At 67.9% G+C, this 23,977-nt stretch carries 23 protein-coding genes; 14 read left to right on the forward strand and 9 right to left on the reverse strand.

Annotated elements, in window-relative coordinates; translation table 11 throughout:
* Positions 1-108: 108 nt before the first annotated feature.
* The 5 genes from DPR14_RS19520 to DPR14_RS19540 form a co-directional block, all read right to left on the reverse strand.
* Positions 109-1,443 carry a cytosine deaminase gene (locus DPR14_RS19520; protein WP_158046637.1) on the reverse strand — a complete coding sequence of 445 codons (1,335 nt, stop codon included), beginning with the start codon at positions 1,441-1,443 and terminating at the stop codon, positions 109-111.
* A 233-nt stretch (positions 1,444-1,676) separates the two neighbouring features.
* A complete protein-coding gene (locus DPR14_RS19525) occupies positions 1,677-2,489 on the reverse strand; it encodes an ABC transporter permease (RefSeq protein ID WP_158046638.1) in 813 nt (270 codons plus the stop codon).
* 1 nt (position 2,490) lies between these two features.
* Positions 2,491-3,303: an ABC transporter ATP-binding protein gene (locus DPR14_RS19530; protein ID WP_158046639.1), complete on the reverse strand. Its 813-nt coding sequence runs from the start codon at positions 3,301-3,303 to the stop codon at positions 2,491-2,493.
* A gap of 57 nt (positions 3,304-3,360) precedes the next feature.
* Positions 3,361-4,371 (reverse strand): ABC transporter substrate-binding protein, encoded by a 1,011-nt coding sequence (locus tag DPR14_RS19535; RefSeq protein WP_158046640.1) that lies wholly within the window; start codon positions 4,369-4,371, stop codon positions 3,361-3,363.
* A gap of 157 nt (positions 4,372-4,528) precedes the next feature.
* Complete coding sequence (locus DPR14_RS19540; RefSeq protein ID WP_158046641.1) at positions 4,529-5,335, reverse strand: creatininase family protein; 807 nt, start codon at positions 5,333-5,335, stop codon at positions 4,529-4,531.
* 152 nt (positions 5,336-5,487) lie between these two features.
* On the opposite strand from DPR14_RS19540, the gene DPR14_RS19545 reads away from it, so the two are divergent.
* The 7 genes from DPR14_RS19545 (at position 5,488) to DPR14_RS19575 (ending at position 11,877) form a co-directional block, all read left to right on the forward strand.
* Positions 5,488-6,231, forward strand: a complete 744-nt coding sequence (locus tag DPR14_RS19545) for a phosphodiesterase (RefSeq protein ID WP_246148351.1) — start codon at positions 5,488-5,490, stop codon at positions 6,229-6,231.
* 40 nt (positions 6,232-6,271) lie between these two features.
* Complete coding sequence (locus tag DPR14_RS19550) at positions 6,272-7,042, forward strand: SDR family oxidoreductase (RefSeq protein WP_158046643.1); 771 nt, start codon at positions 6,272-6,274, stop codon at positions 7,040-7,042.
* Between the two features lie 409 nt (positions 7,043-7,451).
* On the forward strand, positions 7,452-9,422 hold the full coding sequence (gene uvrC, locus DPR14_RS19555; protein ID WP_158046644.1) for an excinuclease ABC subunit UvrC: 1,971 nt from the start codon (positions 7,452-7,454) through the stop codon (positions 9,420-9,422).
* Between the two features lie 65 nt (positions 9,423-9,487).
* A complete protein-coding gene (pgsA, locus tag DPR14_RS19560; protein ID WP_158046645.1) occupies positions 9,488-10,117 on the forward strand; it encodes a CDP-diacylglycerol--glycerol-3-phosphate 3-phosphatidyltransferase in 630 nt (209 codons plus the stop codon).
* A gap of 43 nt (positions 10,118-10,160) precedes the next feature.
* Positions 10,161-10,412 carry a molybdopterin converting factor subunit 1 gene (gene moaD, locus DPR14_RS19565; RefSeq protein ID WP_158046646.1) on the forward strand — a complete coding sequence of 84 codons (252 nt, stop codon included), beginning with the start codon at positions 10,161-10,163 and terminating at the stop codon, positions 10,410-10,412.
* Positions 10,413-10,417: 5 nt separating this feature from the next.
* Positions 10,418-10,891: a molybdenum cofactor biosynthesis protein MoaE gene (locus DPR14_RS19570; protein ID WP_158046647.1), complete on the forward strand. Its 474-nt coding sequence runs from the start codon at positions 10,418-10,420 to the stop codon at positions 10,889-10,891.
* Positions 10,892-11,106: 215 nt separating this feature from the next.
* Positions 11,107-11,877: a substrate-binding periplasmic protein gene (locus tag DPR14_RS19575; protein WP_158046648.1), complete on the forward strand. Its 771-nt coding sequence runs from the start codon at positions 11,107-11,109 to the stop codon at positions 11,875-11,877.
* An 83-nt stretch (positions 11,878-11,960) separates the two neighbouring features.
* Here the strand turns inward: DPR14_RS19575 and DPR14_RS19580 are convergent, their stop codons facing one another.
* The 3 genes from DPR14_RS19580 to DPR14_RS19590 all read right to left on the reverse strand — a co-directional run bounded on the left by DPR14_RS19580 (position 11,961) and on the right by DPR14_RS19590 (position 14,877).
* Positions 11,961-12,227: a hypothetical protein gene (locus DPR14_RS19580; protein ID WP_158046649.1), complete on the reverse strand. Its 267-nt coding sequence runs from the start codon at positions 12,225-12,227 to the stop codon at positions 11,961-11,963.
* Positions 12,228-12,316: 89 nt separating this feature from the next.
* Complete coding sequence (locus tag DPR14_RS19585) at positions 12,317-13,180, reverse strand: universal stress protein (RefSeq protein ID WP_158046650.1); 864 nt, start codon at positions 13,178-13,180, stop codon at positions 12,317-12,319.
* Between the two features lie 146 nt (positions 13,181-13,326).
* Positions 13,327-14,877, reverse strand: coding sequence for a bifunctional aminoglycoside phosphotransferase/ATP-binding protein (locus DPR14_RS19590; protein WP_158046651.1), 1,551 nt, complete (start codon positions 14,875-14,877; stop codon positions 13,327-13,329).
* Between the two features lie 292 nt (positions 14,878-15,169).
* Between DPR14_RS19590 and DPR14_RS19595 the strand changes: the two genes are divergently transcribed.
* From DPR14_RS19595 to pqqE, 7 genes are all read left to right on the forward strand, one after another.
* Positions 15,170-18,241, forward strand: coding sequence for a phosphoenolpyruvate carboxylase (locus tag DPR14_RS19595; protein WP_192499037.1), 3,072 nt, complete (start codon positions 15,170-15,172; stop codon positions 18,239-18,241).
* Between the two features lie 39 nt (positions 18,242-18,280).
* Entirely contained in the window at positions 18,281-19,258 is a 978-nt protein-coding gene (locus DPR14_RS19600; protein ID WP_192499038.1) for a phosphatase PAP2 family protein, read from the forward strand.
* Positions 19,259-19,366: 108 nt separating this feature from the next.
* Complete coding sequence (gene pqqA, locus DPR14_RS19605; RefSeq protein WP_084165078.1) at positions 19,367-19,444, forward strand: pyrroloquinoline quinone precursor peptide PqqA; 78 nt, start codon at positions 19,367-19,369, stop codon at positions 19,442-19,444.
* Between the two features lie 40 nt (positions 19,445-19,484).
* Entirely contained in the window at positions 19,485-20,399 is a 915-nt protein-coding gene (pqqB, locus tag DPR14_RS19610; RefSeq protein WP_158046654.1) for a pyrroloquinoline quinone biosynthesis protein PqqB, read from the forward strand.
* Entirely contained in the window at positions 20,396-21,130 is a 735-nt protein-coding gene (gene pqqC, locus DPR14_RS19615) for a pyrroloquinoline-quinone synthase PqqC (RefSeq protein ID WP_158046655.1), read from the forward strand. The genes pqqB and pqqC overlap by 4 nt, the downstream gene beginning before the upstream one ends.
* Positions 21,131-21,134: 4 nt before the next feature.
* On the forward strand, positions 21,135-21,413 hold the full coding sequence (pqqD, locus tag DPR14_RS19620) for a pyrroloquinoline quinone biosynthesis peptide chaperone PqqD (protein WP_158046656.1): 279 nt from the start codon (positions 21,135-21,137) through the stop codon (positions 21,411-21,413).
* Entirely contained in the window at positions 21,410-22,543 is a 1,134-nt protein-coding gene (gene pqqE / locus DPR14_RS19625) for a pyrroloquinoline quinone biosynthesis protein PqqE (protein WP_158046657.1), read from the forward strand. Before pqqD ends, pqqE begins: the two co-directional genes overlap by 4 nt.
* A gap of 1 nt (position 22,544) precedes the next feature.
* On the opposite strand, the gene DPR14_RS19630 is transcribed toward pqqE, so the two are convergent.
* Positions 22,545-23,891, reverse strand: a complete 1,347-nt coding sequence (locus tag DPR14_RS19630; protein WP_158046658.1) for a hypothetical protein — start codon at positions 23,889-23,891, stop codon at positions 22,545-22,547.
* Positions 23,892-23,977: the final 86 nt, after the last annotated feature.

Here is a 23,977-nt window from a genome sequence, read left to right on the forward strand (position 1 = left end):
CCCCTTTTCTAAAATGATCATGGCTTTGTCGGCACGCAAAGTCGAGCCTGCCGAACGGCGCGAGGCGCATGCAAGCCATGCGGGCAGAGCGGCCCGACGGCGGCCGTCCTACGCGAACAGCTCGTCCAGTTCCCGGTAGTCCGGCACTTTCGCCTCCAGCGGAACGCCGGCGCGGAGGACGGTGCGGTCGGACTGGGGCCGTGACAGCAACTCGCTGTAGGTGCGCGCCCGGAACGCGACCAGGTCGGCGGTCCGGCCGGCGCCGATCAGGCCGGCGTCGTCCAGCCGCATCACATGGGCCGGAACCGGCGCCGTGGTGCGCGGCCAGTCGCCGAACGGACGGTCCAGGTGCAGGATGCGGGTCGCCTCGCGATAGACTTCCACCATGTCGTGGTCGCCATAGCCGTAGAATGGGTCGCGGCAATTGTCGGAGGCGACGGCCACCGGGATGCCGCGGGCCCGCATCTCGTGCAGCAGGGTGACCCCGCGCCAGCGCGGGGTCCGGCCCGGCGTCCGGTCCTGGAGATAAAGGTTGCACATGGGCAGCGTGACCACGCAGAGCCCCGCCTCGGCCACCAGATCCAGGGTGGCGAGCGCCCGGTCCGGCTCCTGGGTGGCGAGGCTGCAGCAATGGCCGCACAGCACCCTGCCCTTGAAGCCCGTCCGCAGCACGGCCCGGGCGATGTGGTGGAGGCTTTCGGCACCGGGATCGTCGGTTTCGTCCACGTGGAAATCCACGTCGAGCCCACGCTCGGCCGCCAGCGCGAAGAGCCGGTCGAGGGCCGCGTCCAGGCCGGGGATCATGTAGCCGACGCAGCCCAGCACGCCGTCATGGCGCTGCACCAGGTCGGCGATCCGGACGGCCTCGTCGGTCAGATAGGTCTCCACCATGATCAGCGACACCGCCTGCAGCGCGATGCGGCCGGCCCAGCGCTCGCGCGCCTCGGCGAAAACCGGCCAGGAGATGTCCGCCTGCTTGCCCAGGGAATCCAGGTGGGTGCGGACCGCGGCGGTGCCGTGGGCGTAGCTGCATTTCAGCCCGAACTCCATCCGGGCGGCCACGTCCCGGGCGCTCCAGTTGGCCTCCCGGTCCCGCTCGACGGCGGCAAGCGCCCCCGTGAAGGTGCCGTCCGGGTTCTCCCGGCGCGGCCAGATATGCCCCTTGTCCAAGTGGGTGTGGAGATCGACCGGGCAAGGCCAGACGATTCCGTTCTCCAGGGTGACGCCCGGGCCGCAGCAGGGCGCCGTGCCGCCGGGCAGGACCGCCGCGATCTTGCCATGCTCGATCCGCAGATCCACGGCGACCAGATCGTCGCCGCCCGCGCGGGTTGCCACTTCGGGCGGCGGGTCGGCGAGCAGGGACAGGGGAACGGTGGCCTTCTTCAGCCAGAACTTCGCGCCCAGGGAGGCGCCGGCGAAGGACTTCTGGAAGGAAATCGGCATGATCTGCGACCGGTCTCTCGGCTACGGATGCGGTTCTCTCGGATGGGCCCGCTGGTGGTCCTGCACAGTGTTTTTGATGACGTTCGGCGGAGCGGAGTGCCGCAGGTCGGCCTTCGCCCGTCAGGGCGAACGCCGACAACCTGCGTCAACGCTCCGGCCACGCTGTCGGCGTCGGCCTTCGGCCGAGGCCGACCTACGATAAATCAATCAAAACCACTGTGCCGAGCCACTAGTCAGTTTTCCCGTCTGACGGCGCTCTCGTGCCAGCGCCTCAGCATGAAGTGCTGGAGCGCCGTCAGCACCATGAATATCACGATCCCCAGGGCGGAGAGCAGTATGAGCGCCGCGAACATGCGCGGAATGTTGAGCCTGTTGCCCGATTCCACGATCCGCCATGCCAGCCCGGTGGCCGACCCGCTGCCGGCGACGAACTCCGCCACGACGGCGCCGATCAGCGCGAGCCCGCCGGAAATCCTCATGCCGGCCAGCAGGTAGGGAAGCGCGGTCGGAAGCTGGAGCTGGGTCAGGACCTGCCAGCGCGACGCGCCGTAGAGCTGGAACAGGTTGCGCAGATTGTGGTCGGCCGAGTTGAGGCCGAGGGTCGTGTTGGACAGGATCGGGAAGAACGCCACCAGCCAGGCCAGGATCAGCAGCGCCTCTTCCACCCGGTCGAAGCCGACCCAGATGATCACCAGCGGCGCGATCGCAACCACCGGCGTCACCTGCAGGATCACGGCATAGGGGAACAGCGCCAGTTCCAGGATGCGCGACTGGCTGAACAGCACCGCCAGCAGCACGCCGCCGGCCACGGCCAGCAGGAAGGCCTGGATCGTGATGGCCAGGGTCAGCCACAGGCTGGGCGCCAGCGTGCCGAAATCGTCCACCAGGCTGCGGAAGACCATCGACGGCGGCGGCAGCACGAACTTCGGGACCTCGTGGTACCGGACCAGGAACTCCCAGAGGCCCAGCATCAGGGCGCCGACCAGCAGCGGCAGGGTGATCCTGACGACGGGCAGCAGACGGTCCGGGCGGGTCGCGGCGGGCATGTCAGCCCTCCTCCCCGGCCATGGCGCGCCGCAGCTCCGCCGACACGGCGCGGCAGTGCCCGGCATAGGTCGTCCCGGTGCGGAACTCCTCGCCGCGCGGATAGGGGGCGTCGATCTCCAGGTCGGCGATGATCCGGCCGGGCCGGGCGGCCATGACCACGATCCGCCGGGAAAGATACACGCTCTCGAACACGCTGTGGGTGACGAAGACCACGGTCCAGCCGCGGCCGTGCCACAGCTCCAGCAGGTCGTGGCTGAGCCGGGACCGGGTGATCTCGTCCAGCGCCGCGAACGGCTCGTCCATCAGAAGCACGGACGGCCTGGTGATCAGCGCGCGGGCGATCGACACCCGCATCTTCATGCCGCCCGACAGTTCCCTCGGGTAGGCTTTGCCGAAACCCTGGAGACGGACCATCTCCAGCGCCTCGGCCACGCGGTCGCGCGCCGCGCGGCGGCCGATGCCGGCCAGTTTCAGGGGCAGGTAGACATTGTCCGCGACGGTCGCCCAGGGCATCAGGGTCGGTTCCTGGAAGACGAAGCCGATGCCGCGCTTCGGATCGACGCCGCCCGCCCAGTGGATACTGCCCGCGGTCAGGTCGCCCAGGCCGGCGATCAGGCGGAGCACGGTGCTCTTGCCGCAGCCGGACGGCCCGAGCAGGCTGACGAACTCCGACCTGCCGATCCGCAGATCGACGCCGCTGAGCGCCACGGTGCCGTTGGAATAGGTCTTGCCGATCCCGCTCAGGGTGACCAGCGGCGATGCCTCCGGGGATCGGGAAAAGAGGGGAGCGGGATCCAATGCGGAGGGGACCATGACCCCGCCCCCCTTGAGTGAACTGTTGACGGATGAGCCGAGCGGCATCCGGGGATGCTATTTGCGCATTTCCAGGGCATGGCCCTTGTTGACGAAGTCCAGCGAGAAGGCCCGGGCATAGTCCAGGTCGGCCGGATAGACGCCCTCCGCGGCCATGCCGTCGAAGAAGGTCTTCCAGCGCCGCTCCGTCATGGCGCCGATGCCCAGCTTCGCGGTGTCGCCGCTGTCGACGATGCCGTATTCCTTCATCTTGGCGATGCCGTAGGCGATCGTTGCCTCTGTCATTTCCGGGTTGTCCTCGCGGATCAGGGCGTTGCCCGGGGACGGATCGCCGTAGAGATAGCTGTACCAGCCCTCGATCGTGGCGTTCACGAAACCCTGCACGACGTCGGGCTTGCGGTCGATCAGGCTCTGCGTTGCAAGAACCATGGCGCTGTACGAGGGATAGCCCGCGTCGGCCATCAGGAAGACCTGGGCATCCACGCCGCCTTCCGCCTTGACCTGGAAAGGCTCGCTGGACAGGTAGCCCTGCTGGATCGCCGTCCTGTCCGTGAGCCACGGCGCCATGCTGAAGGTGTAGGCCCGGACCTGGTCGTCGGTGAAGCCGTACTTCGCCTTCAGCCAGACCCAGAAGGTGCTGCGCGCCGAGTTGGAGATCAGGATGGGCTTGCCCTTCATGTCCGCGATCGACCTGACGTCGTCGCGCGGATGGGTCATCAGGATCTGCGGATCCTTCTGGAAACTCGCCATGACCGCGCGCACCGGCGCACCCGCCTGCACGAGGTTCAGGGGATAGAAGCTGTTGGACCCCAGCGCCATGTCGACCGCCCCGGCGGCCAGGAGCTGCTGGGTGTCGGTACCCGGGCCGCCCATGCGGATCGTCACGTCCAGGCCGTGCTTCCTGTAGAGCCCCGTCGCGAGCGCCTGGTAGAAGCCGCCGTGCTCCGCCTGGGCCTTCCAGTCGGTCGCGAAGACGACCTTCTCCAGGGCGGAGGCCCCGCCGCCGGACGGCAGGAACGCGGTCACCGCGGCAAGAACGCCGAGTTTCACCAGGGTCCTGCGCAGCATGATGCCTCCCGATGGTCAGACGATCTGGAAACCTGCAAAGGTCATACCAATCGGGGAAGGTTGATACTCTCATGCCTGCGGCATCGTTGCCGCCTAAAAAAGCACCGTTAAGGCAATTGCCGAGCAAAATTTAAGCAATCAGCCGCCGCGCTACGGCTCATACGCGGTCGCGCAACGCATCGAGCGGGAAGCGGTCCACCTCGCTCAGCAGTTCCACGAGGCACCGGGCCGCGTGGTCGACCAGCTTGGCTCCCCGATCGGCGTCCGCGTCCGTCGCGTCGCCGCAAGCGCCGAACAGGTTGAGATCCTGGGTCTGCCAACCGAAGCCCACCTTGCCCTCCGGCGTCAGGTACTTGAACTCCTGCTCCATCTCGATGCTGAGGGAGTCGAATTTCCGCCGCTCCGCCTTCCGCACGAGGTCGGGGCGCAGGTGGAGCATCATCGATGTCTCGATGCCGCCGCCATGGATGCCGTGGACGACCTCCGACGGCGGAAAAAGCCCATCCGGCAGGCCGGGACTGAACCAGCTGCAGGTCACCACGAACATCTTCAAGCGGACGCGCAGGTCGCGCGCCACGATGTCCATGATCTGGGGCTGGCCGCCATGGCTGTTGTACAGGACGAGCTTGCGGATACCCGCGCGGTGGACGCTCTGGCCCACCTCGGTCCAGACGCGGATCAGGGTTTCGGCCGACAGCGACAGGGTTCCCGGGAAGGCCTCGTGCTCGTCGGACTTGCCGATGGGTAGCATCGGCAGGATCAGGACCGGCATGGGATCCGGTATCAGCGGCACGGCCCGTGCCAAGATCCCGGCATTGATCGCGCTGTCCACCCAGACCGACAGGTGCGGCCCGTGCTGCTCCACTGCGCCGACCGGCAGCACGGCGATGGTCCGTTCGGCATCCAGCGCCGCGAACTCCTTGGTGGTCAATTCCTGCCAGAATCGGCTGTGCGGCACCGGCATCCAGTTTTCCTCCCCGCCTGATCGGGCGGGAGGCCCGATCGAAACTCCGTGTGAGATGGTTTTGCCGGCCGGTCGTCTTCAAGTAGCATGCCACACGGCACCCCCTACGAAGAGTGGCCGCGATGCTGATTGCCCAGATCACAGATCTTCATGTGACCGAACCAGGCGCGCTCGCCGCGGGCCGGATCGACACCGGCGCCGCCCTGGCCGCCGCCGTGGCGCACCTCAACCGCCTGCGCCCCCGGCCGGACCTCGTCGTGATCACCGGCGATCTCGCCAACGGGCCGCGCCCGGCCGAGTACGAGGCGCTGGCCCGCCTGCTGGCCCCGCTGGAGCTACCCTGGTGCGCCATCCCGGGCAACCATGACGACCGGGACGCGCTCCGCGCCCTGTGCGCCGGCCAGCCCTGGCTGCCGGCCCCAGGGCCGTTCTTCCACTATGCGATCGACCACCTGCCGGTGCGGCTGATCGCCCTGGACACGGTGGTGCCCGGCGAGACGCCAGGGCTGCTGTGCGACCGGCGGAGCGACTGGCTGGCCGACCGGCTCGCCGAGGCGCCGGGGCGGCCGACCGTCCTGCTGATGCACCATCCGCCCCACGAGGTCGGGATCGGCTTCATGGACGCGCTGCGCTGCTTCGGAACGGAGCGGCTGGCCCGAATGGTGGAGGACCACCCTGCGATCGAGCGGATCCTGTGCGGCCATGTCCACCGGCAGACCCTGGCCCGATGGCATGGCACCGCCGTCAGCACCGCGCCGAGCGCCGCCTTCCAGTTCGCCTTGAACCTGGAGCCCGGCGCGCCGCCGACGGTGTCGGACGAACCGCCGGCCCTGGCCCTTCATCTGTGGCGGGCCGGACAGGGGCTGGTCAGCCATCTGCAGGCCGTCGGCGCGTGAAGCCGCTTGCCAGCCGAGCAGGGCGGGTTAGATTGGCGCCATGGTAACGATCAAGAAGAAAGCCGTGTTGATCACGGGGGCCGGTAAGCGCATCGGCCGAGCCATGGCGCTGGACCTCGCCTCCCAAGGTTGGGGAGTGGGCGTCCATTATTTCACGTCGAAGGACGACGCCGACGAGGTGGTGGCCGAGATCACCCGCGCGGGCGGCCGGGCCGCGGCGGTGCAGGCCAATCTGGGCAACGAGGGCGACGCGGTCGGGCTGGTCCCGGCAGCGGTCGAGCGGCTGGGGCCGCTGACCGCCCTGATCAACAATGCCAGCGTGTTCGAGCGGGACGAGATCGGCACCGCCGACCGGGCGAGCTGGGATCGGCACATGGAGACCAACCTGCGGGCTCCCCTGGTGCTTTCCCAGGCTTTCGCCGACCAGCTCCCGGCGGAGGAGCGCGGCTGCATCGTCAATATCCTGGACCAGCGGGTCTGGAACCTGACGCCGCATTTCCTCTCCTACACCCTCAGCAAGGCGGGCCTGTGGACGCTGACCCGGACGCTGGCCCTGGCGCTGGCGCCCCGAATCAGGGTCAACGGCATCGGGCCGGGCCCGACCTTGAAGAACGACCGCCAGACGGAAGAGCATTTCGCCGCCCAATGGGAGAACATCCCGCTCCAGCGCCCGACTTCGCCGCAGGAGATCTGCGATGCCGTCCGCTTCATCCTGGACGCTCCCGCCATGACCGGTCAGATGATCGCGCTGGACGGCGGCGAGCATCTTGGCTGGGCTCAGCCGGGACGCGGATTCGTCGCAGTCGAGTAGGCCGGGACGACAGTATCCGCATAACGGAACCGTCACTGCGACAGACCTGGCATCCCTCTCCTTTCGAGTTTTGCACATCCGCCGCACACGCGGCGGTCCGTAACTTGTCAACCCTGAAAAAGCGACCCGGCCCCATGCCACAGCCGCTTGACAGGATAATTGATGATGAGAATCAATGGTTTATGTTTTCTGCCTTATATTTGGGCAGAGGGTGGAAATGCTGAGATATGCTGATTTCCCGGTGAGTCGTCCGCAGGTTATCGACATAGTTATCCACAGTTTCCGTGGATAGTCCCGAAGCGCGTCGGGATCATGCCCGGGACATGATTGAGCCGGAAACCCCATCCCTGCCCGCCGGTTGACGGCAGCGGTTGACCGACCGCGGAAAACCGCCAACATACCGCCCATCATGGCATCAGATCAGACCATCCAGCACACCTCCGACGCTCGCGAAACGGTGGAACCCGGAGCGCCCCCCGACCCGACTCCGGCGCCGGCGGACGCTCCGGCGTCCCGCCGGCGGGTGAGCGCGGGCAATCTGGCGCAGGGGGCGGAGGTGATCCGGGGATATCTTCGGACGCTGCCGAACAGTCCCGGCGTCTACCGGATGATGAACGACGCCGGAGACGTGCTGTATGTCGGCAAGGCCAAGAACCTGAAGAAGCGGGTGGTCAACTACACCCACGTGATGAAGCTGCCCAACCGGCTCCAGCGGATGGTGGCGGAGACGACGACCATGGAGTTCGTCACGACCCATACGGAGGTCGAGGCGCTGCTGCTGGAGTCGAACCTGATCAAGCGGCTGATGCCGCGCTACAACGTGCTGCTGCGGGACGACAAGTCTTTCCCATACATCAAGATCACCCGCGACCACGACTATCCCCAGCTGACCAAGCATCGCGGGGCCCGCGACAAGGCGGCCGACTATTTCGGCCCGTTCGCGTCGGGCAGCGCCGTCAATCGGACGGTGACCGCCCTGCAGCGCGCCTTCCAGCTCCGCAACTGCGCCGACACGGTCTATGCGACCCGGACCAGGCCCTGCCTGCAGTACCAGATCAAGCGCTGCACGGCGCCCTGCGTCGGACGGGTGACGCCCGAGGAGTACCAGGCCCAGGTGGCGCAGGCGCGCGCCTTCCTGTCGGGCAAGAGCCGCGACATCCAGGCGGAGTTCGCCCGGCAGATGCAGGCCGCCGCGGAAGCGCTCGACTTCGAGACCGCCGCCCGGTACCGCGACCGTATCCGGGCCCTGACCGCCACACAGGCGCACCAGGACATCAATGTCGAAGGGGTCGAGGACGCCGACGTGATCGCCTGCCACCAGGACGGCGGCTCCACCTGCATCCAGGTGTTCTTCTTCCGGGGCGGCAGCAACTACGGCAACCGCGCCTATTTCCCCAGCCACGACCGGAACCTGGAGCTGCCGGAGGTGCTGGGCTCCTTCATCAGCCAGTTCTACGACAACAAGCCGGCGCCGCGCCTGATCCTGGTCAGCCAGGAGCCGGCGGAGCAGGAGCTGATCGCCGAGGCGCTGAGCCTGCGCGCCGGCCACAGGATCGAGCTGGCGGAGCCGAAGCGCGGCGATAAGAGGCGCCTGGTGGACCATGCGCTGGTCAATGCCAGGGAGGCGCTGGGCCGCCGCCTGTCGGAAAGCGCGTCCCAGGCCCGCCTGCTGGAAGGCGTGGCCGAGGCCTTCGGGCTGGATTCGGTGCCGGAGCGGATCGAGGTCTACGACAACAGCCACATCCAGGGCACCAACGCGATCGGCGGCATGATCGTCGCCGGGCCGGACGGCCTGATGAAGAACAGCTACCGCAAGTTCAACATCCGCTCCGACATAGCGCCGGGCGACGACTACGGCATGATGCGGGAGGTGCTGAGCCGCCGCTTCTCCCGCGCGCTGAAGGAGGACCCGGAACGCGAACGCGGCACCTGGCCCGACCTGGTGCTGATCGACGGCGGACAGGGCCAGCTCAATACCGCCCTGGAGGTGTTCGACGGGTTGGACATCACCGACCTGGCGGTCGTGTCGATCGCCAAGGGTCCCGACCGCAACGCCGGGCGGGAACGCTTCTTCATGCCCGGCCGGCCGCCGTTCGGGATGGACCCGAAGGATCCGGTGCTCTATTTCCTGCAGAGACTGCGCGACGAGGCCCACCGTTTCGCCATCGGCACTCACCGGGCACGGCGGACCAAGGCGATCGGCCAGTCGGTGATCGACGAGATCCCGGGGATCGGGCCGTCGCGAAAGAAGGCCCTGCTGCACCATTTCGGATCGGCCCGGGGCGTCGAACGGGCGGGTCTGGCCGATCTGGAGGCAGTCGAGGGAATCAACCGGACGGTGGCGAAAAAGATTTATGACCACTTCCATCCAGACGGCTAGAATGCCGATCCAGCCGCCGGGCCTATCCAGGTCCGCCGGAATGCCGCCAATCAGAGCCTTTTGTCATGCTGACCAGCCTGCCCAATCTCCTGACACTCTCGCGGATCATCGTCATCCCGATCATCATCGGGCTGTTCTTCGTCCGTGAGCACTGGGCGGCCTGGACCGCGTGCGCCCTGTTCGCACTCGCCGCGATAACCGACTATTTCGACGGCTACCTGGCGCGGAGCTGGTCGCAGGTGTCGATCGTCGGCAAGTTCCTCGATCCGATCGCCGACAAGCTTCTGGTCGCCGCCGTGCTGTTCATGCTGGTGGCGGTGGACAAGCTGAGCGGCATCTCGGTGCTGCCGGCCGTCCTGATCCTGCTGCGGGAGGTGCTGGTCTCGGGCCTGCGCGAGTTCCTGGCCGGCATCCGCGTCGGCATGCCGGTCAGCAAGCTCGCCAAATGGAAGACCGCGATCCAGATGGTGGCGCTCGGCATCCTGATCGTGGGCGACGACGGCCCGTCCGTGCTGCCGGTCCAGTTGATCGGCGAAGTGGGCCTGTGGGCCGCCGGGCTGCTGACCCTGATCACCGGCTGGGACTACATGCACGCCGGCTGGAAGCACATGAACGAGGAACGGGAACCCGAGCCGGAACCGGTGCCGCGCCCGGCCCAGCCGCACGGCGCCAACACGGCGCGCAGCGCGGGCTGAACCCGCAGCGGAACGGCTGCGGCCATATGAGGAAACATTCGCCATGAAGCTGCTCTATTTCGCCTGGCTGCGGACCAAGACCGGGATCACCCAGGAGGAGGTGGCGCCGCCCGAGCATGTGCGCGACGTGGCGTCCCTGGTCGAGTGGCTGCGCACGCGCGGCCCCGGTTTCGCCGACGCCTTCGGAAACGCGGCGGTGGTCCGCGTGGCGGTCAACCAGGAATACGCCCGCCCCGACCATCCGCTCCGCGCCGGGGACGAGGTGGCGCTTTTCCCGCCCGTCACGGGAGGCTGAGGGACATGGCGGTCCGCGTCCAGCGGGAGGATTTCGACGTCGGCGCCGAATTGGCGGCCCTCAGCGAAGGCAACCACGGCGTCGGCGGCGTCACCAGCTTCGTCGGCCTCGTTCGCGAGATGGGCGGCGGGCCGAGCGCCATGACGCTGGAGCACTATCCGGGCATGACCGAGCGCCAGCTGGCCGAAATCGAGGCCGAGGCGCGGCGCCGCTGGCCGCTCCAGGCGACGCTGATCGTCCATCGCTACGGCCGCCTGGAGCCCGGCGACAGGATCGTGCTGGTCGCCACCGCCAGCGCCCACCGCCAGGCGGCCTTCGAGAGCTGCCATTTCCTGATCGACTGGCTGAAGACCCGCGCGCCCTTCTGGAAGCTGGAGGAGACCTCCGAGGGCGCCCGCTGGGTCGAGGCCAAGGAGGACGACGATGCCGCGGCGGCCCGGTGGGCGCCCCGGCCGCCGACGGGGGATGTCTCTCCCTGAGACTTCGGCATACAATATTCAGGCGCTCCCCTAATTACATAACATAGTATTCAATCTACATCGTTAACCAAGGTCATTCATTAGAATGCACCCAACACTTCGTATGACTTGGTAATTTTGCCGCACCCATGGCATTTTAATTAAGAGATAACTCTTTCGATCGAGTATCCATCGCGACCAATCGGGAACTTACAACGAATCGAAAGGGATCACCCATGTTCCAGCGCGATGGTGCGGGCAGTAAGTGCAGCTTTTTCAGCAAGGCCATCCAAACCGCCGCAGCCCTGTTCCTGTGCACCGGGCTGCTCGCCGCTGGTACGGCCCAGGCGCAGATCCGGATCGTCACCGGCGTCCTTCCCCCTCTGACCGATGATTCGGGAACCGACAAGGGCTTCCTGTACGACGTCGTCGAGGAGATCAAGAAGCTGGTCAAGGTTTCGGCCCCGATCGAGATGATGCTCTGGACCGACGCGTCGAAGATCGCCCAGAACGAAGCCAACATCGTGATCTTCCCGCTGACCCGGACGCCGCAGCGGGAGAACAGCTTCCGCTGGATCACCAAGATGTTCGACATGAAGCGGTCCTTCACCACCCTTCCGGGCGTGGCGCCGATCAACTCGCCGGAAGAGGCCAAGAAGATCGCCTCGATCGGCGTGCTGGAGCGCAGCTCCTCCCAGACCTTCCTGAAGGAATACGGGCTGACCAACACCGTCGAGTTCCCGTCCAACAAGGCCCTGGTCGAAGGGCTGGCCGCCGGCAAGGTCGCTTCGATCTACGGCATCAACCCGATGACCGTCAGCGAGTGGCGCGGCATCGGCCGCAAGGACCAGCTGGTGTTCGGCACTCCGGTCGAAATCACCGGTTCCTTCATCGGCACGAGCCTGAAGGGCGACCTGGTCAAGATGGAGGAGTGGCAGTCGGCCTTCGAGGTGATCCAGCAGGACGGCACCTTCGATCGCCTGCTCGCCAAGTACGGCCTGAACTGACCACGTGCAGCGACGACACCGATCCGGCTCCCGCCAAGGCGGGAGCCGGTTTCGCGTTCAGGGATAGCCCGCCGGTACCCCGATCAGCAGACGCCGTCCTGGTGGGTGTCCATGAAGTGCCGGAGCACCAGCTTCAAGCGGGCGACGTGCCGCATGTCTCCCCGTTCCTGCGCGTGCCTTATGTCGTCGAGGATGATCCCCTTGATGCAGGTCTCGCCGTCGGGACGGTGCAGAAGATAGTTCCCCATTTCCAGGGCGATCATCTCCGGCACGTGCTCGTGCTCGGCAATGGCCAGGATTTCGTTCTCGGTCAACTCACTGAGCGCGATGCAGTCCTCTATCGTGATCATGTCTTGGTACTCCTCCGGGATGCCGCCCCTGTTGACCGGGGCTCTTGTTTGATCGCGTCCGCCTCGCTGTTCCTGCCTGCCGGTCCCCCTCAGTGCGCCATCAGGACCGGCAATCCGGGATGGGACAGGACATGGCGGGTCACGCCGCCGAGGATCATTTCACGGACCCGGCTGTGGCCGTATCCCCCCATGACCAGCAGGTCGGCCCCCAGGTCGGTTACGCGGGCGACCAGGGCGCTGCCCACGGACTCCTTCGCCGGCCGGATCGTATCGACGGTAGGCTGGATGCCATGCCAGGCGAGATAGTCCGCCAGGCGGGCCGCTTCGTCGGCGGATGTGACGGCGGTGTCCGCCGTGACGATGAAGACGGACGCGGCACGGATCAGGAAGGGCATGGCCGCCGCGACCGCCCGGGCGCATTCGGCCCCGCCGTTCCAGGCGATCGCGACCGTGCCGCCGACCTTGGCCGGCGGCCGTTCCGGGGCCAGCAGCAGCGGCCGGGCCGAACCGAGCAGCGTCGCTTCCAGCGCCACCGAAAGCCGGCTGTCGCCGACCCCCACGGCCTGCGGGAAGACGACCAGGTCGGCCAGCCGCGCCTCGTGGGGGATCACGTCCTCCATCACGCCGGTCACCGACCGCATCCGGCCCGACGCCATGCCCGGGCCGGGAGCGGACTGCACGAGGGCCGCCTGGGCCGCGGCGCGCGCCGCCTCGAAATGCTTGCGGGCGACGTCGGCGTCGGCGGTGAATTCCTGCTCAGCCGCCTTCATGATCTCCTCGATCATGGCCCCGGACAGCCCGTCGCCCAGCATGGGAACCATGTCGCGCGGGTCACCGCCGACATGCAGCGCCTCCACATGGGCATCGAATGTCTTGGCGACGGCGAAGCCCATCGCGAGGACCGACCGGTCGCAGTCGCGGCCGATCAACGGCACCAGGATTTTTCGGAGCATTCCAGTCTCTCCCTCGATCGGGGAACCCTTATGGTTAGCGCAACACTAAGACCGTCGGCCACGCTCCACAATGATGCACATCAATTCGCGCAGACAATCTTGCTGCCGGCGATGAAGCCGGACCGCCATCAATTGAAGCGCAATTATCAAATGATTTTCTCTATATTTGATATGACTGATGCCGTATCGCCAATTGAAGGCACGCGAGACCAGCTGAGCGGTTCAATTTTATAACGAAGCTGGCGGCGCACCACGGCCTCGTCAGCGTCGGAAGCATCGCCGGTCCGCGACCGCACCCGAGCGATCAGAGTATCGGCGTCCGCCTCCAGCCAGACACCCCGGAACGGCACGCCGGCACTCCGCGCCATCTCCTCCAGGTCGGCCCGCTCTTCCGGCCGGGCATTGACGGCATCGACCACGACGGCGTGCCCGGCCCGGACGATGCGGCCCGCGCGCTCCAGTAGTTCGGCATAGACCCGGCGGGTCATCTCCCCGGAATAGGCCCCGGCCGGCAGCCGCTCAGTCTCCGCCACGCCGAAGAGACGCTTGCGCAGCACGTCGCTGCGCAGGACCACCGCCCCCGGTGCCGGGCCGATTCCGGGAGCCAGGGCGCGTGCGACCGTCGTCTTGCCGGTTCCGGACAGGCCGCCAAGCGCCACCATCATCGGTCCGGGCGGATGGATCGCGGCCACGGCATGGTCCAGGTAGGCCGCGGCTTCGGCATGGGCCGCCGCCGGATCGGGCTGCGCCGCGGCACCGCTCGCCAGCACCTTGGCCCGGACGGCGGCGCGGGCGGACAGGAACAGCGGCAGCAGCGCCAGCCCGTCGCAGTCGCCCGTCAATTCGAGCATCCGGTTCAGCAGCGTGTTGGCGAGCGGACGGAGCCCGCGATGCTCCAGGTCCATCAGCAGGAAGGCCAGGTCGTACAGCACGTCGATGACGGCGATGTCGTCGTTGAACTCGACGCAGTCGAACAGCGTGGGCCGCCCGTCGACCAGGCAGATGTTCCGCAGGTGCAGGTCGCCGTGGCAGAACCGGACGAACCCGCCGTCGCGCCGCCGGTCCAGCAGCCCCCCGAACCGGTCGAGCGCGGCGGTCGAGGCCTCGCCGAGGGCTTGGACCCGGTCGGGCGAAAAGACGTCCGGCCGTTCCGCCAGTTCCGCGACATTGTCCTCGACCACCCAGCGCATGGCGCCGGCCCCGCCGCGGTCGGTCACCACCTCGGCCCCGCCATGGAAAGACGCGATGGTCTCCGCGAGATCGCGCATCAGGCCGGCGGAGAGGGCACCGCGATCGGCCATGCGGTCGAACAGGGTGTCCTGGTCCAGCCGCGCCATCACCACGACCCAGTCGATCGGGACGCCTTGCGGATCTGAAAGGGGTGTCCCGATCCCGCCCAGCGCCAGGGAGCCGTCGGGTCGGCGCAGCACGGGGGCCGTCCCGAGATAGACCGACGGCGCCGTGCGCCGGTTCAGCCGAACCTCCGCCTCGCAGGCGGCGCGCCGGCGCTCGACGGTGCCGTAGTCCATGTAGGGGAAACGCACCGCGCGCTTCAGCTTGTAGACGCGGTCGCCGGCCAGGAAGACGATGCTTCCGTGGGTATCGACGCGCTCGACCGCGGCGCCCCCATAGGTATCCGGGGCGGACAGGAAAGCCACGACGCCGGCCTGGTCCGAAGGGTCGGGATGATCGGTCATGGCCCAGTCTAGCAGCCGCCCCGCCCGGCAGGGAAGAAAGAGGCGGAGGAGCCGGTCGCTACCGCACCGCGGCGGACGTTTCCATAAAACGCAATCCTTAACCATTGACAGGCGAATCGGTCCGACGCATCGTTCCGGCACCGCGGCGCAGCACCTCCGGCGCGCCGTCCCGCCTGGACCAAGCTTCCCCGGAAGCCCCGACAAGGGAGAGACCGACGCCATGCCACGGCGCCCCCTCGCACCCGTTGCCGGTGCCGTTCCGGGCCGTAACCGCCCCACGAAAGCCCGCAAGATGCCTCAGGACGCCCCGGTCCCCGCCCTCGCCCCTCTTCCGACCGCGCCAGGCCCGGCATCGGAACCCGCACGGTCCCCGGTGGCGGACCTGCGCTGGCCGCTGCTGACCGGCGACGCCTGTTTTCCCGCGGGAAGCGCATCTCCCGCCGATCTCGCCGCCCTGACGGCGGAACTGGGCGAAGCCTTGAGGCGGTTCTCCGCCGCGACCGACGACGATCCGTTCAGCAATCCGGTGCAGCGGGTGGCGCTGGAGCTGTCGCGCAAGATCGAGGACGGCTCGGTCTCCTACGCGACGCTGGAGCAGCTGATCCAGTACCTGTCGGCCGACGGCTTCATCGGCCGCGCCGCCCGCCTGTCGCGCTATATCGGGGAGATGGATCCGGAGGCCAACGCCGCGTCCCTGGTCGCCCGGATCCGCGCATTGGCCGTGCCGCCCGGCACCGAGGCGCCGGTGCCGTTCGAGGCGTTCCGTGCCCAGGTGGAGCGCGAGCTTTTCGGCATCGTCATGACCGCGCACCCGACCTTCAACCTGTCGGGCGAGCTGATGGAGCTGCTGACGACCCTGGCCTCGGGCCACGCCGGCGACGGCACGCCGCTGTCGGACTCGACCCGGGCCGAGCTGATCGAGCACATGGCCGGGCTGGTCCACCGCCCCGACGACGACCTGAGCCTGACCCGCGAGCATACCCTGTCGCTGATCGCGATCGGCAACGTCCAGGCGGCGTTGCGCCGGCTCTACGAGATCGTCTACGCCGTCGCGGAGGAGGTCTATCCCGAGCGCTGGACCGATCTGACGCCCAAGATGATCACCGTGGCGAGCTGGGTCGGCTACGACCTGGACGGGCGGTCGGACATCAAGTGGACCGACACGCTGCGCAAGCGCCTGATCGTCCAGGCCGGCCAGCTTCGCCATTACCGGGAGGAGGTGCGCGCGGTGCGCGGCCTCGCCTCGTCCGGCGAGGAGATCCGCCACACCCTGGACCTGCTCGAATCGCGGCTGGCGCTGGCGATCAACGAGGTGACGGACGAGATCGGCGTGTTCGGCCAGGACCCGGGAGAGGCCGGCGCCCTGCCCCACATCCAGCGGATCGCCCAGCGCATGCATGACGGCATCTCGCTGCGGCTGATCGACAACTCCCAGGCGACCGGGCTGATCGACCGGATCATCCGGCTGGCGACATCCGGCGGCACCGACCGCGATCCGGCGATCCGCCGGCTGTGCACCCTGCGGGCCGAACTGGCGAACTACGGCCTGGGCATGGCGCATACCCATGTCCGGATCAACGCGACCCAGCTGCACAACGCGATCCGAAAGACAGTCGGGATGGAGACGGCGCCCGACGACCCGCGCTACCGCCAGTCCTACCTGGCGTCGCTGAACGACCTGCTGGACAAGGTCAGGCCGCAGACGATCAATTTCGGCTCGATCATGTCGGAGCGGACTTCGGCCAAGCGGCTGTTCATGATCGTGGCCCAGATGCTGAAATATGCCGACGCCACCACTCCCGTCCGCTTCCTGATCGCCGAGTGCGAGTCCGCCTTCACACCGCTGACGGCGCTCTACTACGCCCGCCTGTTCGGGGTCGCCGACAAGATCGACATCAGCCCGCTGTTCGAGACGGAGAAGGCTCTGGAACTGGGCAGCCGGGTGATCGACCAGCTGCTGGAGAACCCGCACTACCGGGCCTATGTCCAGGCCCGCGGGCGGCTATGCATCCAGACCGGCTTCTCCGACGCGGGACGCTACCTGGGGCAGACGCCGGCCTCCGCCTCGATCGAGCGGCTCCGGCTGCGCATCGCGCGGCTATTCCCCAAGCACGGCCTGACCGGCGTGCAGCTGGTGATCTTCGACACCCACGGCGAGTCGATCGGCCGCGGCGCCCACCCCGCCGGGTTCGAGGAGCGGCTGAGCTATACCGCCACACCCTATTCCCTGGAGTTCCTGGCCGACAACAAGGTGGACTTCAAGCAGGAGGTCAGCTTCCAGGGCGGCGACGGCTTCCTGTATTTCGTGACGCCGGCCGGCGCCTTCGCGGTGGTCACCCGGATCCTGGAGCACATGTTCGGCGACCGGGGCGACGCCCGGGGCGACCCGTTCTACGAGGACCCGGACTACATCACCGAGTTCTTCACCACGGTGAAGGAGTTCCAGGTCTCGCTGGTGAAGAACCCGGACTATGCGACGCTGCTGGGCGCCTTCGGCACCAACCTGCTGTTCCCGTCGGGCAGCAGGGCGATCAAGCGCCAGCACGACAGCGCCGACGACAGCGAGCAGGCCTCGGTCAGCCAGATCCGGGCGATCCCGCACAACGCGATCCTTCAGCAGCTGGGCCTGCCGGCCAACACGATCAGCGGCGTCGGCGAGGCGATCGGCAAGGACCCGGAGCGGTTCCGCCAGCTCTATGCCCGGTCCAGCCGGTTCCGCCATCTGATCGGCATGGTCGAGTACGGCGCCGCGATCGCATCGCCCGACGCGCTGCGGGCCTACGTGGACACCCTCGATCCCGGGCTGTGGCTGCTGCGCGCTGCCAAGACGCCGGACAAGGCGCGGGCGGAGGAGATGCGGCGGCTGGCGCGGTACCTGGAGGATACCCAGCTCCACGCCCGCCAGACCAAGGTCGGCCGCAGGCTCTTCGCGGACTATTGCCTGTTGCGCGACGGGCTGGGGCAGATCGAGGGCGGCGGCTGCGGAGCGCTGGTGACCCCGGCCGCGCGGGAACAGCTGGCCATCCTTCACGCGGTCCGGATCGCGCTGATCCACGAGATCTTCCTGCTGGCGACCCACATCCCGCAGTTCAGCAGCCAGCACAACACGACCCATGCCCGGCTGCTGATGCGGGTGCTCCACCTGGACATCCCGACCGCGGTCAGCCAGCTGGAACGCATCTTCCCCGCGACCACCGACGCCGCCGTGAACGGGGATTTCGGCGAGCGGGCGACCTATGCCAGCGACGAGAGCCAGAACTACCAGCGGGAGAACGAGGATATCTTCAAGCCGATGAACGGCCTGTACGAACTGCTGCGCCGGGTCAGCGTCGGCGTCGTACACCGCATCGGCTTCTTCGGCTGAGGCGCTCCGGCCGGCAACTTCCCGGGTCTGCCGGCGTTGATGCGGCATCTGGTCAGCGTCTGGAGGTCCGCCATTTCCACCACGAATCTACTGCTCGCCGTGGCGCTCCTGGCCGCCGGGCTGGCGATCCTCTATGGGCTGGCGCGCGGACTGCTATGGCTGGTCCGCCGGGGGGCGGAGCGGCTCCAGGGACCCGTGAAGATGTCGCGGCACTGGGTGCGCGACCGGCCGGTGGTGGCGCTGTTGGAGAGCCGCTTCCCGCGGGCGTTCCGATTCGTCAAGGCGCGGCTGAGCACCCGCCCGTTCACCGGGCTGCCCTTGACGCTGATGGTGATCTTCGCGGTCTACCTGGTGGCCTTGTTCGGCGGGATGGTGCAGGACCTGCACGAGGCCGAGGACCTGGTGGCGATGGACACGGCGGTGGACCGCTGGTTCGACAGCCACCGGGTCGAACCCTTCATCGGGGCCATGGTCTGGCTGACCCTGTGGGGCCAGGGACCGACCATCACCATCGTCGGGCTGGTCGCTTCCCTGCTGTGGTGGAGCAGCAGCCGCGGCCATCTGGTGGTCCCTTTCTGGATCTGCCTGATCGGGGCCCAGGTGACGACCTGGACCGCCAAATACGTGATCGCGCGCGAGCGGCCCGGCGCCTGGGACCTGCTGGAGGAGCACAGCCCGGCCTTCCCCAGCGGCCACGCCACCGCCGCCATCTCCGTCTACGGGTTCATCGCCTACAGCGTCTGGCGGACCATCCAGACCCAGCCGCGCGCCCGCTTCGAAGTGTTGTTCTGGGGAGCGGTGGCGATCATGCTGATCGGCTTCAGCCGGATCTATCTGAGCGTCCACTTCGTCAGCGATGTCGCCAGCGGCTATCTGGTCGGCGGCTTCTGGCTGGCCGTCGCCGTGACGGTGACGGAGTGGCGCACGGCCCGGCGCGACGGCGGGCGGAACCCCAACGATCATGGGGCGGATCGGGAGTCCGATAGGGGGCCGCCCCTTGACCTGATCGGGACTTAGACCAAAGTACAGCGTTACAGTCTCGTCCGGGACGCTATTATAGCGTTCCTTACCGCGAAAAGGTGAGGCGAGTGCTGCTCGTAACATCAACCTGGAGAGGATCACGCTATGAAGTGGAAGACCCCGCGCATCGTCGAGATCGCCGTCGGCATGGAAATCAACTGCTACGCCTGCGCTGAGATCTAAGCTATCCGCCCCCGCCTGCGGTTGAAGACTGGATACGGCCGTGAAAATAGTTGTGCTGGGCTCGGCCGCCGGCGGTGGCTACCCTCAATGGAACTGCAATTGCGACACTTGCCGGCGCGCCCGCTCCGGTGATCCGGCGGCCAAGCCCCGGACGCAGTCTTCGCTCGCGATCAGCGCCGACGGCGAGCGTTGGTTCCTGCTGAACGCGTCTCCCGACCTGCGCCAGCAGATCCTGGCCACTCCCCTGCTCCACCCGCGCCACGGCAAGCGGCACAGCCCGATCTCCGGGGTCGTCCTGACCAACGGCGACGTGGACCATATCGCGGGACTGATAAACCTGCGCGAAAGCCAGCCGCTGTCGCTCTACGCGACCTCTCGCATCCATGCGGTGTTGGCCGCCAACAGCATCTTCCAGGTGCTCAACCCCGACCTCGTCGAGCGCCGCACCCTGGCGCTGAACGATCCGGTCGAACTGGTGGGCCCCGACGGCCCGAGCGGCATCCGCGTCGAGATTTTCGCCGTGCCGGGCAAAGTGGCGCTCTATCTGGAGGATGCCGCCCCGGTGCTGGACGGCGAGACCGAGGACACCGTGGGATTGCGCATCAGTGGCGGCGGCAAGAGCTTCTTCTACGTTCCCGGCTGCGCGAAGCTGACGCCGGCATTGGCCGACCGCCTGCGCGGGGCCGACCTGCTGCTGTTCGACGGCACCCTGTGGCGAGACGACGAGATGGTCCTGAACGGCGTCGGCACGAAGACCGGCCGGCGCATGGGCCACATGAGCGTTTCCGGCCCCGACGGGTCGCTTGCCGCCTTCGCCGATCTCGGCATCCGGCGCAAGATCTTCATCCACATCAACAACACCAACCCCATCCTGCTGGATGACAGCCCGGAACGCGCCGCCGTGGAAGAGGCCGGCTGGGAAGTGGGGGAAGACGGACGGGAAGTTTCGCCATGACCGAACTGCTGAGCCAGGACCAGCTCGAAGAACGCCTCCGCGCCATAGGCGCCGCGCGCTACCACAGCCTTCACCCGTTCCACCAGCTTCTGCACACCGGCAAGCTGGATTTCGGCCAGGTGCAGGCCTGGGCGTTGAACCGCTACTATTACCAGTGCAACATCCCGATCAAGGACTCGATCGTGCTGTCGCGCCTGACCAATGTCGAGGACCGGCGGGCCTGGCGCCAGCGCATCATCGACCATGACGGCACCCAGCCCGGAGAAGGCGGCATCGCCCGCTGGCTGAAGCTGACCGAGGGGCTGAAGCTCGACACCGCCTATGTGGAGAGCTGCGCCGGAATCCTGCCCGCGACCAAGTTCGCGGTGGAGGCCTATGTCCATTTCGTGCGCCACCGGACCGTGCTCGAGGCGGTCGCCTCGTCGCTGACCGAATTGTTCTCGCCCGGCATCATCCAGAACCGGGTCTCCGGGATGCTGGCGAACTACGACTTCATCAGCAAGGAGACGCTGGCCTATTTCAACAACCGCTTGACCGAGGCACCGCGCGACGCCGACTTCGCGCTGGCCTACGTCAAGCGGGAGGCCCGGCGCCCCGACCAGCAGCAGGCTGTCCTGGCGGCGCTGGAATTCAAGTGCGACGTGCTGTGGGCCCAGCTCGACGCGCTCTACCACGCCTATGTCGCACCAGGACATATCCATCCCGGCGCCTTCGTGCCCGAGCGGCGCTGACGTCATGGCGACGATCACCGAGGAAAGCGTGCCGCGACTGCCGCGGCACGTGAAGTTCCGGTTCGACCAGGCCCGCGAGGCGTGGGTCGTGCTAGCCCCGGAAAAAGTCTTCATGCCCGACGAAATCGCGGTCGAGGTCCTGAAACGCTGCGACGGGGATACCACCTTGAAGGACATCATCGACGATCTGGCGCGGACCTTCGAGGCGGAACGCGACGTGGTCGCCGCCGACGTGGTCGCCATGCTCCAGGATCTGTCCGACAAGGGGATCATCACGACATGAACGCCCTCTCGCCGTCTCCCGCGAAGGACAGCACCGGCAAGGCCCCTCCGGCGCCGCCGCTGGCGCTGCTGGCCGAGCTGACCCACCGCTGCCCGCTGCAATGCCCCTACTGCTCCAACCCGGTGGAGCTGGAACGCTCCGGCGCGGAGCTGGACACGGCGACCTGGAAGCGGGTCCTGACCGAGGCGGCGGAGCTGGGCATCCTTCAGGTCCATTTCTCCGGCGGCGAGCCGACCGTGCGGAAGGACCTGGCGGAACTGATCCGGCATGCGGCCAAGCTCGGCTGCTACACCAACCTGATCACCTCCGGCGTCCTGCTCGACGCGGCCCGGCTGAAGGAACTGTACGACGCCGGGCTGGACCACGTGCAGCTCAGCTTCCAGGATACCGACGTCGGCAGCGCCGAGCGGATCGGCAATTTCGCGGGCGCCCAGGCCCGCAAGCTGGAGGTCGCGCGCCTGACCCGCGAGGCGGGACTGCCGCTGACCGTCAACGCCGTCGTCCACCGGCACAATCTCGGCCGGCTGGAGGAGATGATCCAGCTCGCCCTCGACCTGGGAGCGGAACGGCTGGAAGTCGCCCATGTCCAGTATTATGGCTGGGCGCTGAAGAACCGCGCGGCGCTGCTGCCGACCCGCGAGCAGCTCGACCGCGCGACCGAGGTGGTGACCAAGGCGCGGGAGCGGCTGAAGGGCCGGCTGATGATCGACTACGTCGTCCCGGACTACTACGCCAAGCGCCCGAAATCCTGCATGGGCGGCTGGGGCCGCCAGTTCCTCAACGTGTCGCCGGCCGGCAAGGTGCTGCCCTGCCACGCCGCCGAGAGCATCACCGGGCTGGAGTTCGACCGCGTCCAGGACCGCCCTCTGGGAGAGATCTGGCGGAACTCCGCGGCGTTCCAGGCCTACCGGGGCACCGATTGGATGCCCGAGACCTGCCGGACCTGCGACCGCCGCGAGATCGACTGGGGCGGCTGCCGCTGCCAGGCCTTCGCGCTGACCGGCAAGGCCGACGCGGTCGACCCGGCCTGCGGGCTGTCGCCGTTCCACGACGAGATCTTCGCCCTGGCGGAACGGGAAGCGGGCGCCGCTCCCCCGCCCTTCGTCTACCGCCGCATCGGTGGGGCTTGACTCACGACTCCGTCGGCACCGGGCAGCGCTTACCGGTCCAGGGCGGCGGCGCCGGGTCGGTCATGACGCCCTGGGCGCCGACGCCGGACAGGACGATCTGATCGTCGGCGACGAGGTCGTAGAATTGGGTATAGCCACCCTCGAAGACGATGGTGAAGCGGGGACCCAGCTCCTTGTAAGCCGATATCGCGCGCTTCTCGGTGCCGCCGAAGGTGCTCCACGAGGTCTGGATGCCGTCTTCCCATTGCAGGTAGCCGATGTCGCACCGCGCGCCCCAGCGCCCGCGCAGCGGCGCCGGGACGGACGCCGTGCCCGTCACGGCGCGGGCGGCTTCGAAGCGGGACCGTGCGTCGGCCAGCCGTGACAGCGCGGTCTCGCGGTCGATCGGGTTCGGCGTCCACTCCATGTGGGGCGGCGGCTCGGCATCGGAGCAGCGGACCAGCGTCGGCCCGCCCTCGTGCAGCCCCGTCCGGCTGCTGAAATAGGAGACCTGCCGGAGCCGGTCCGGGACCGCCGGGCGGTAGCGCGATTCGGTGACCCCGTCGAAGACCGTGACGTCCCCTTCTTCCGTGCCGTAGAAGACCGGCCCGCCCGAGGCGAGCGCCAGCCGCGCATCGACCAGGACGCTGCTGTCCGGCCGGAAGATCAGATAATCGCTCGCGCAGGCCTGCGCGTCCTTCGCCCATTTTCCCAGGATCGCGGATGTGTCCGCAGCCGGTTCGACGGGGTCGGGCTCGGCTGCGGGAGACTCCGCCGGAACAGGGGGAACTGCGGCCGGTGGCGCGGGCGCCATGTCGGCAAGGCGCGGAGGCTGTTCCGGCGGACGTGGCGGCGGCCGTTCGGGCAGGTTCAGCAGGGCGGCGCCGAAGATGCCTGAAACCACCAGCCCGGCGCCGATCGCCCGCCCGGCAAGCCGCCGGCTCGGCGGCCAGAGGCGGGGCGCCGCTGCCGCCGCGGACCTGCCGCGGGAGAGCTTCCGCCTGGCGACCGCCCCCGGATCGTCGATTTCCGGCTCCGAACCCAGGCGGAAGGAGCGCGGACCGTCCTCGTCGGCGCCGTCCAGGGGGTGACCGGCCGGCAGCGGGGTCAGGTCGAGGACGTCGGCGTCATCGGTGGCCTCGCCTCCCTCTTCTTCCGCCGCCGCTTTCAGATGTTCCCAGATCACCCGCTCGGGACTGTCGCCCAGCGCCGGGTCGAACAGCGCGAGCCGGACCCCGTCGTAGGGGTATAGCGTCATCAGGGAATAGGCCATGCGCGCGGCGGCGATGTCGTCGGCCATCAGGCACAGGACCGACCACCTGCCCTTTTCCAGCGTCTCGACCGCGAACCTGAATCCGGCGACATCCATGCCGATTTTCCACCCCTGCTTGCGGCAATCCGCGTGGCGAGTGTGGCACATTACCCCTATCGAACGCGCTGTCAAAATTGGCGCAG

The organism is Skermanella pratensis (genome assembly GCF_008843145.1).
In the GTDB taxonomy this organism is placed as follows: domain Bacteria; phylum Pseudomonadota; class Alphaproteobacteria; order Azospirillales; family Azospirillaceae; genus Skermanella; species Skermanella pratensis.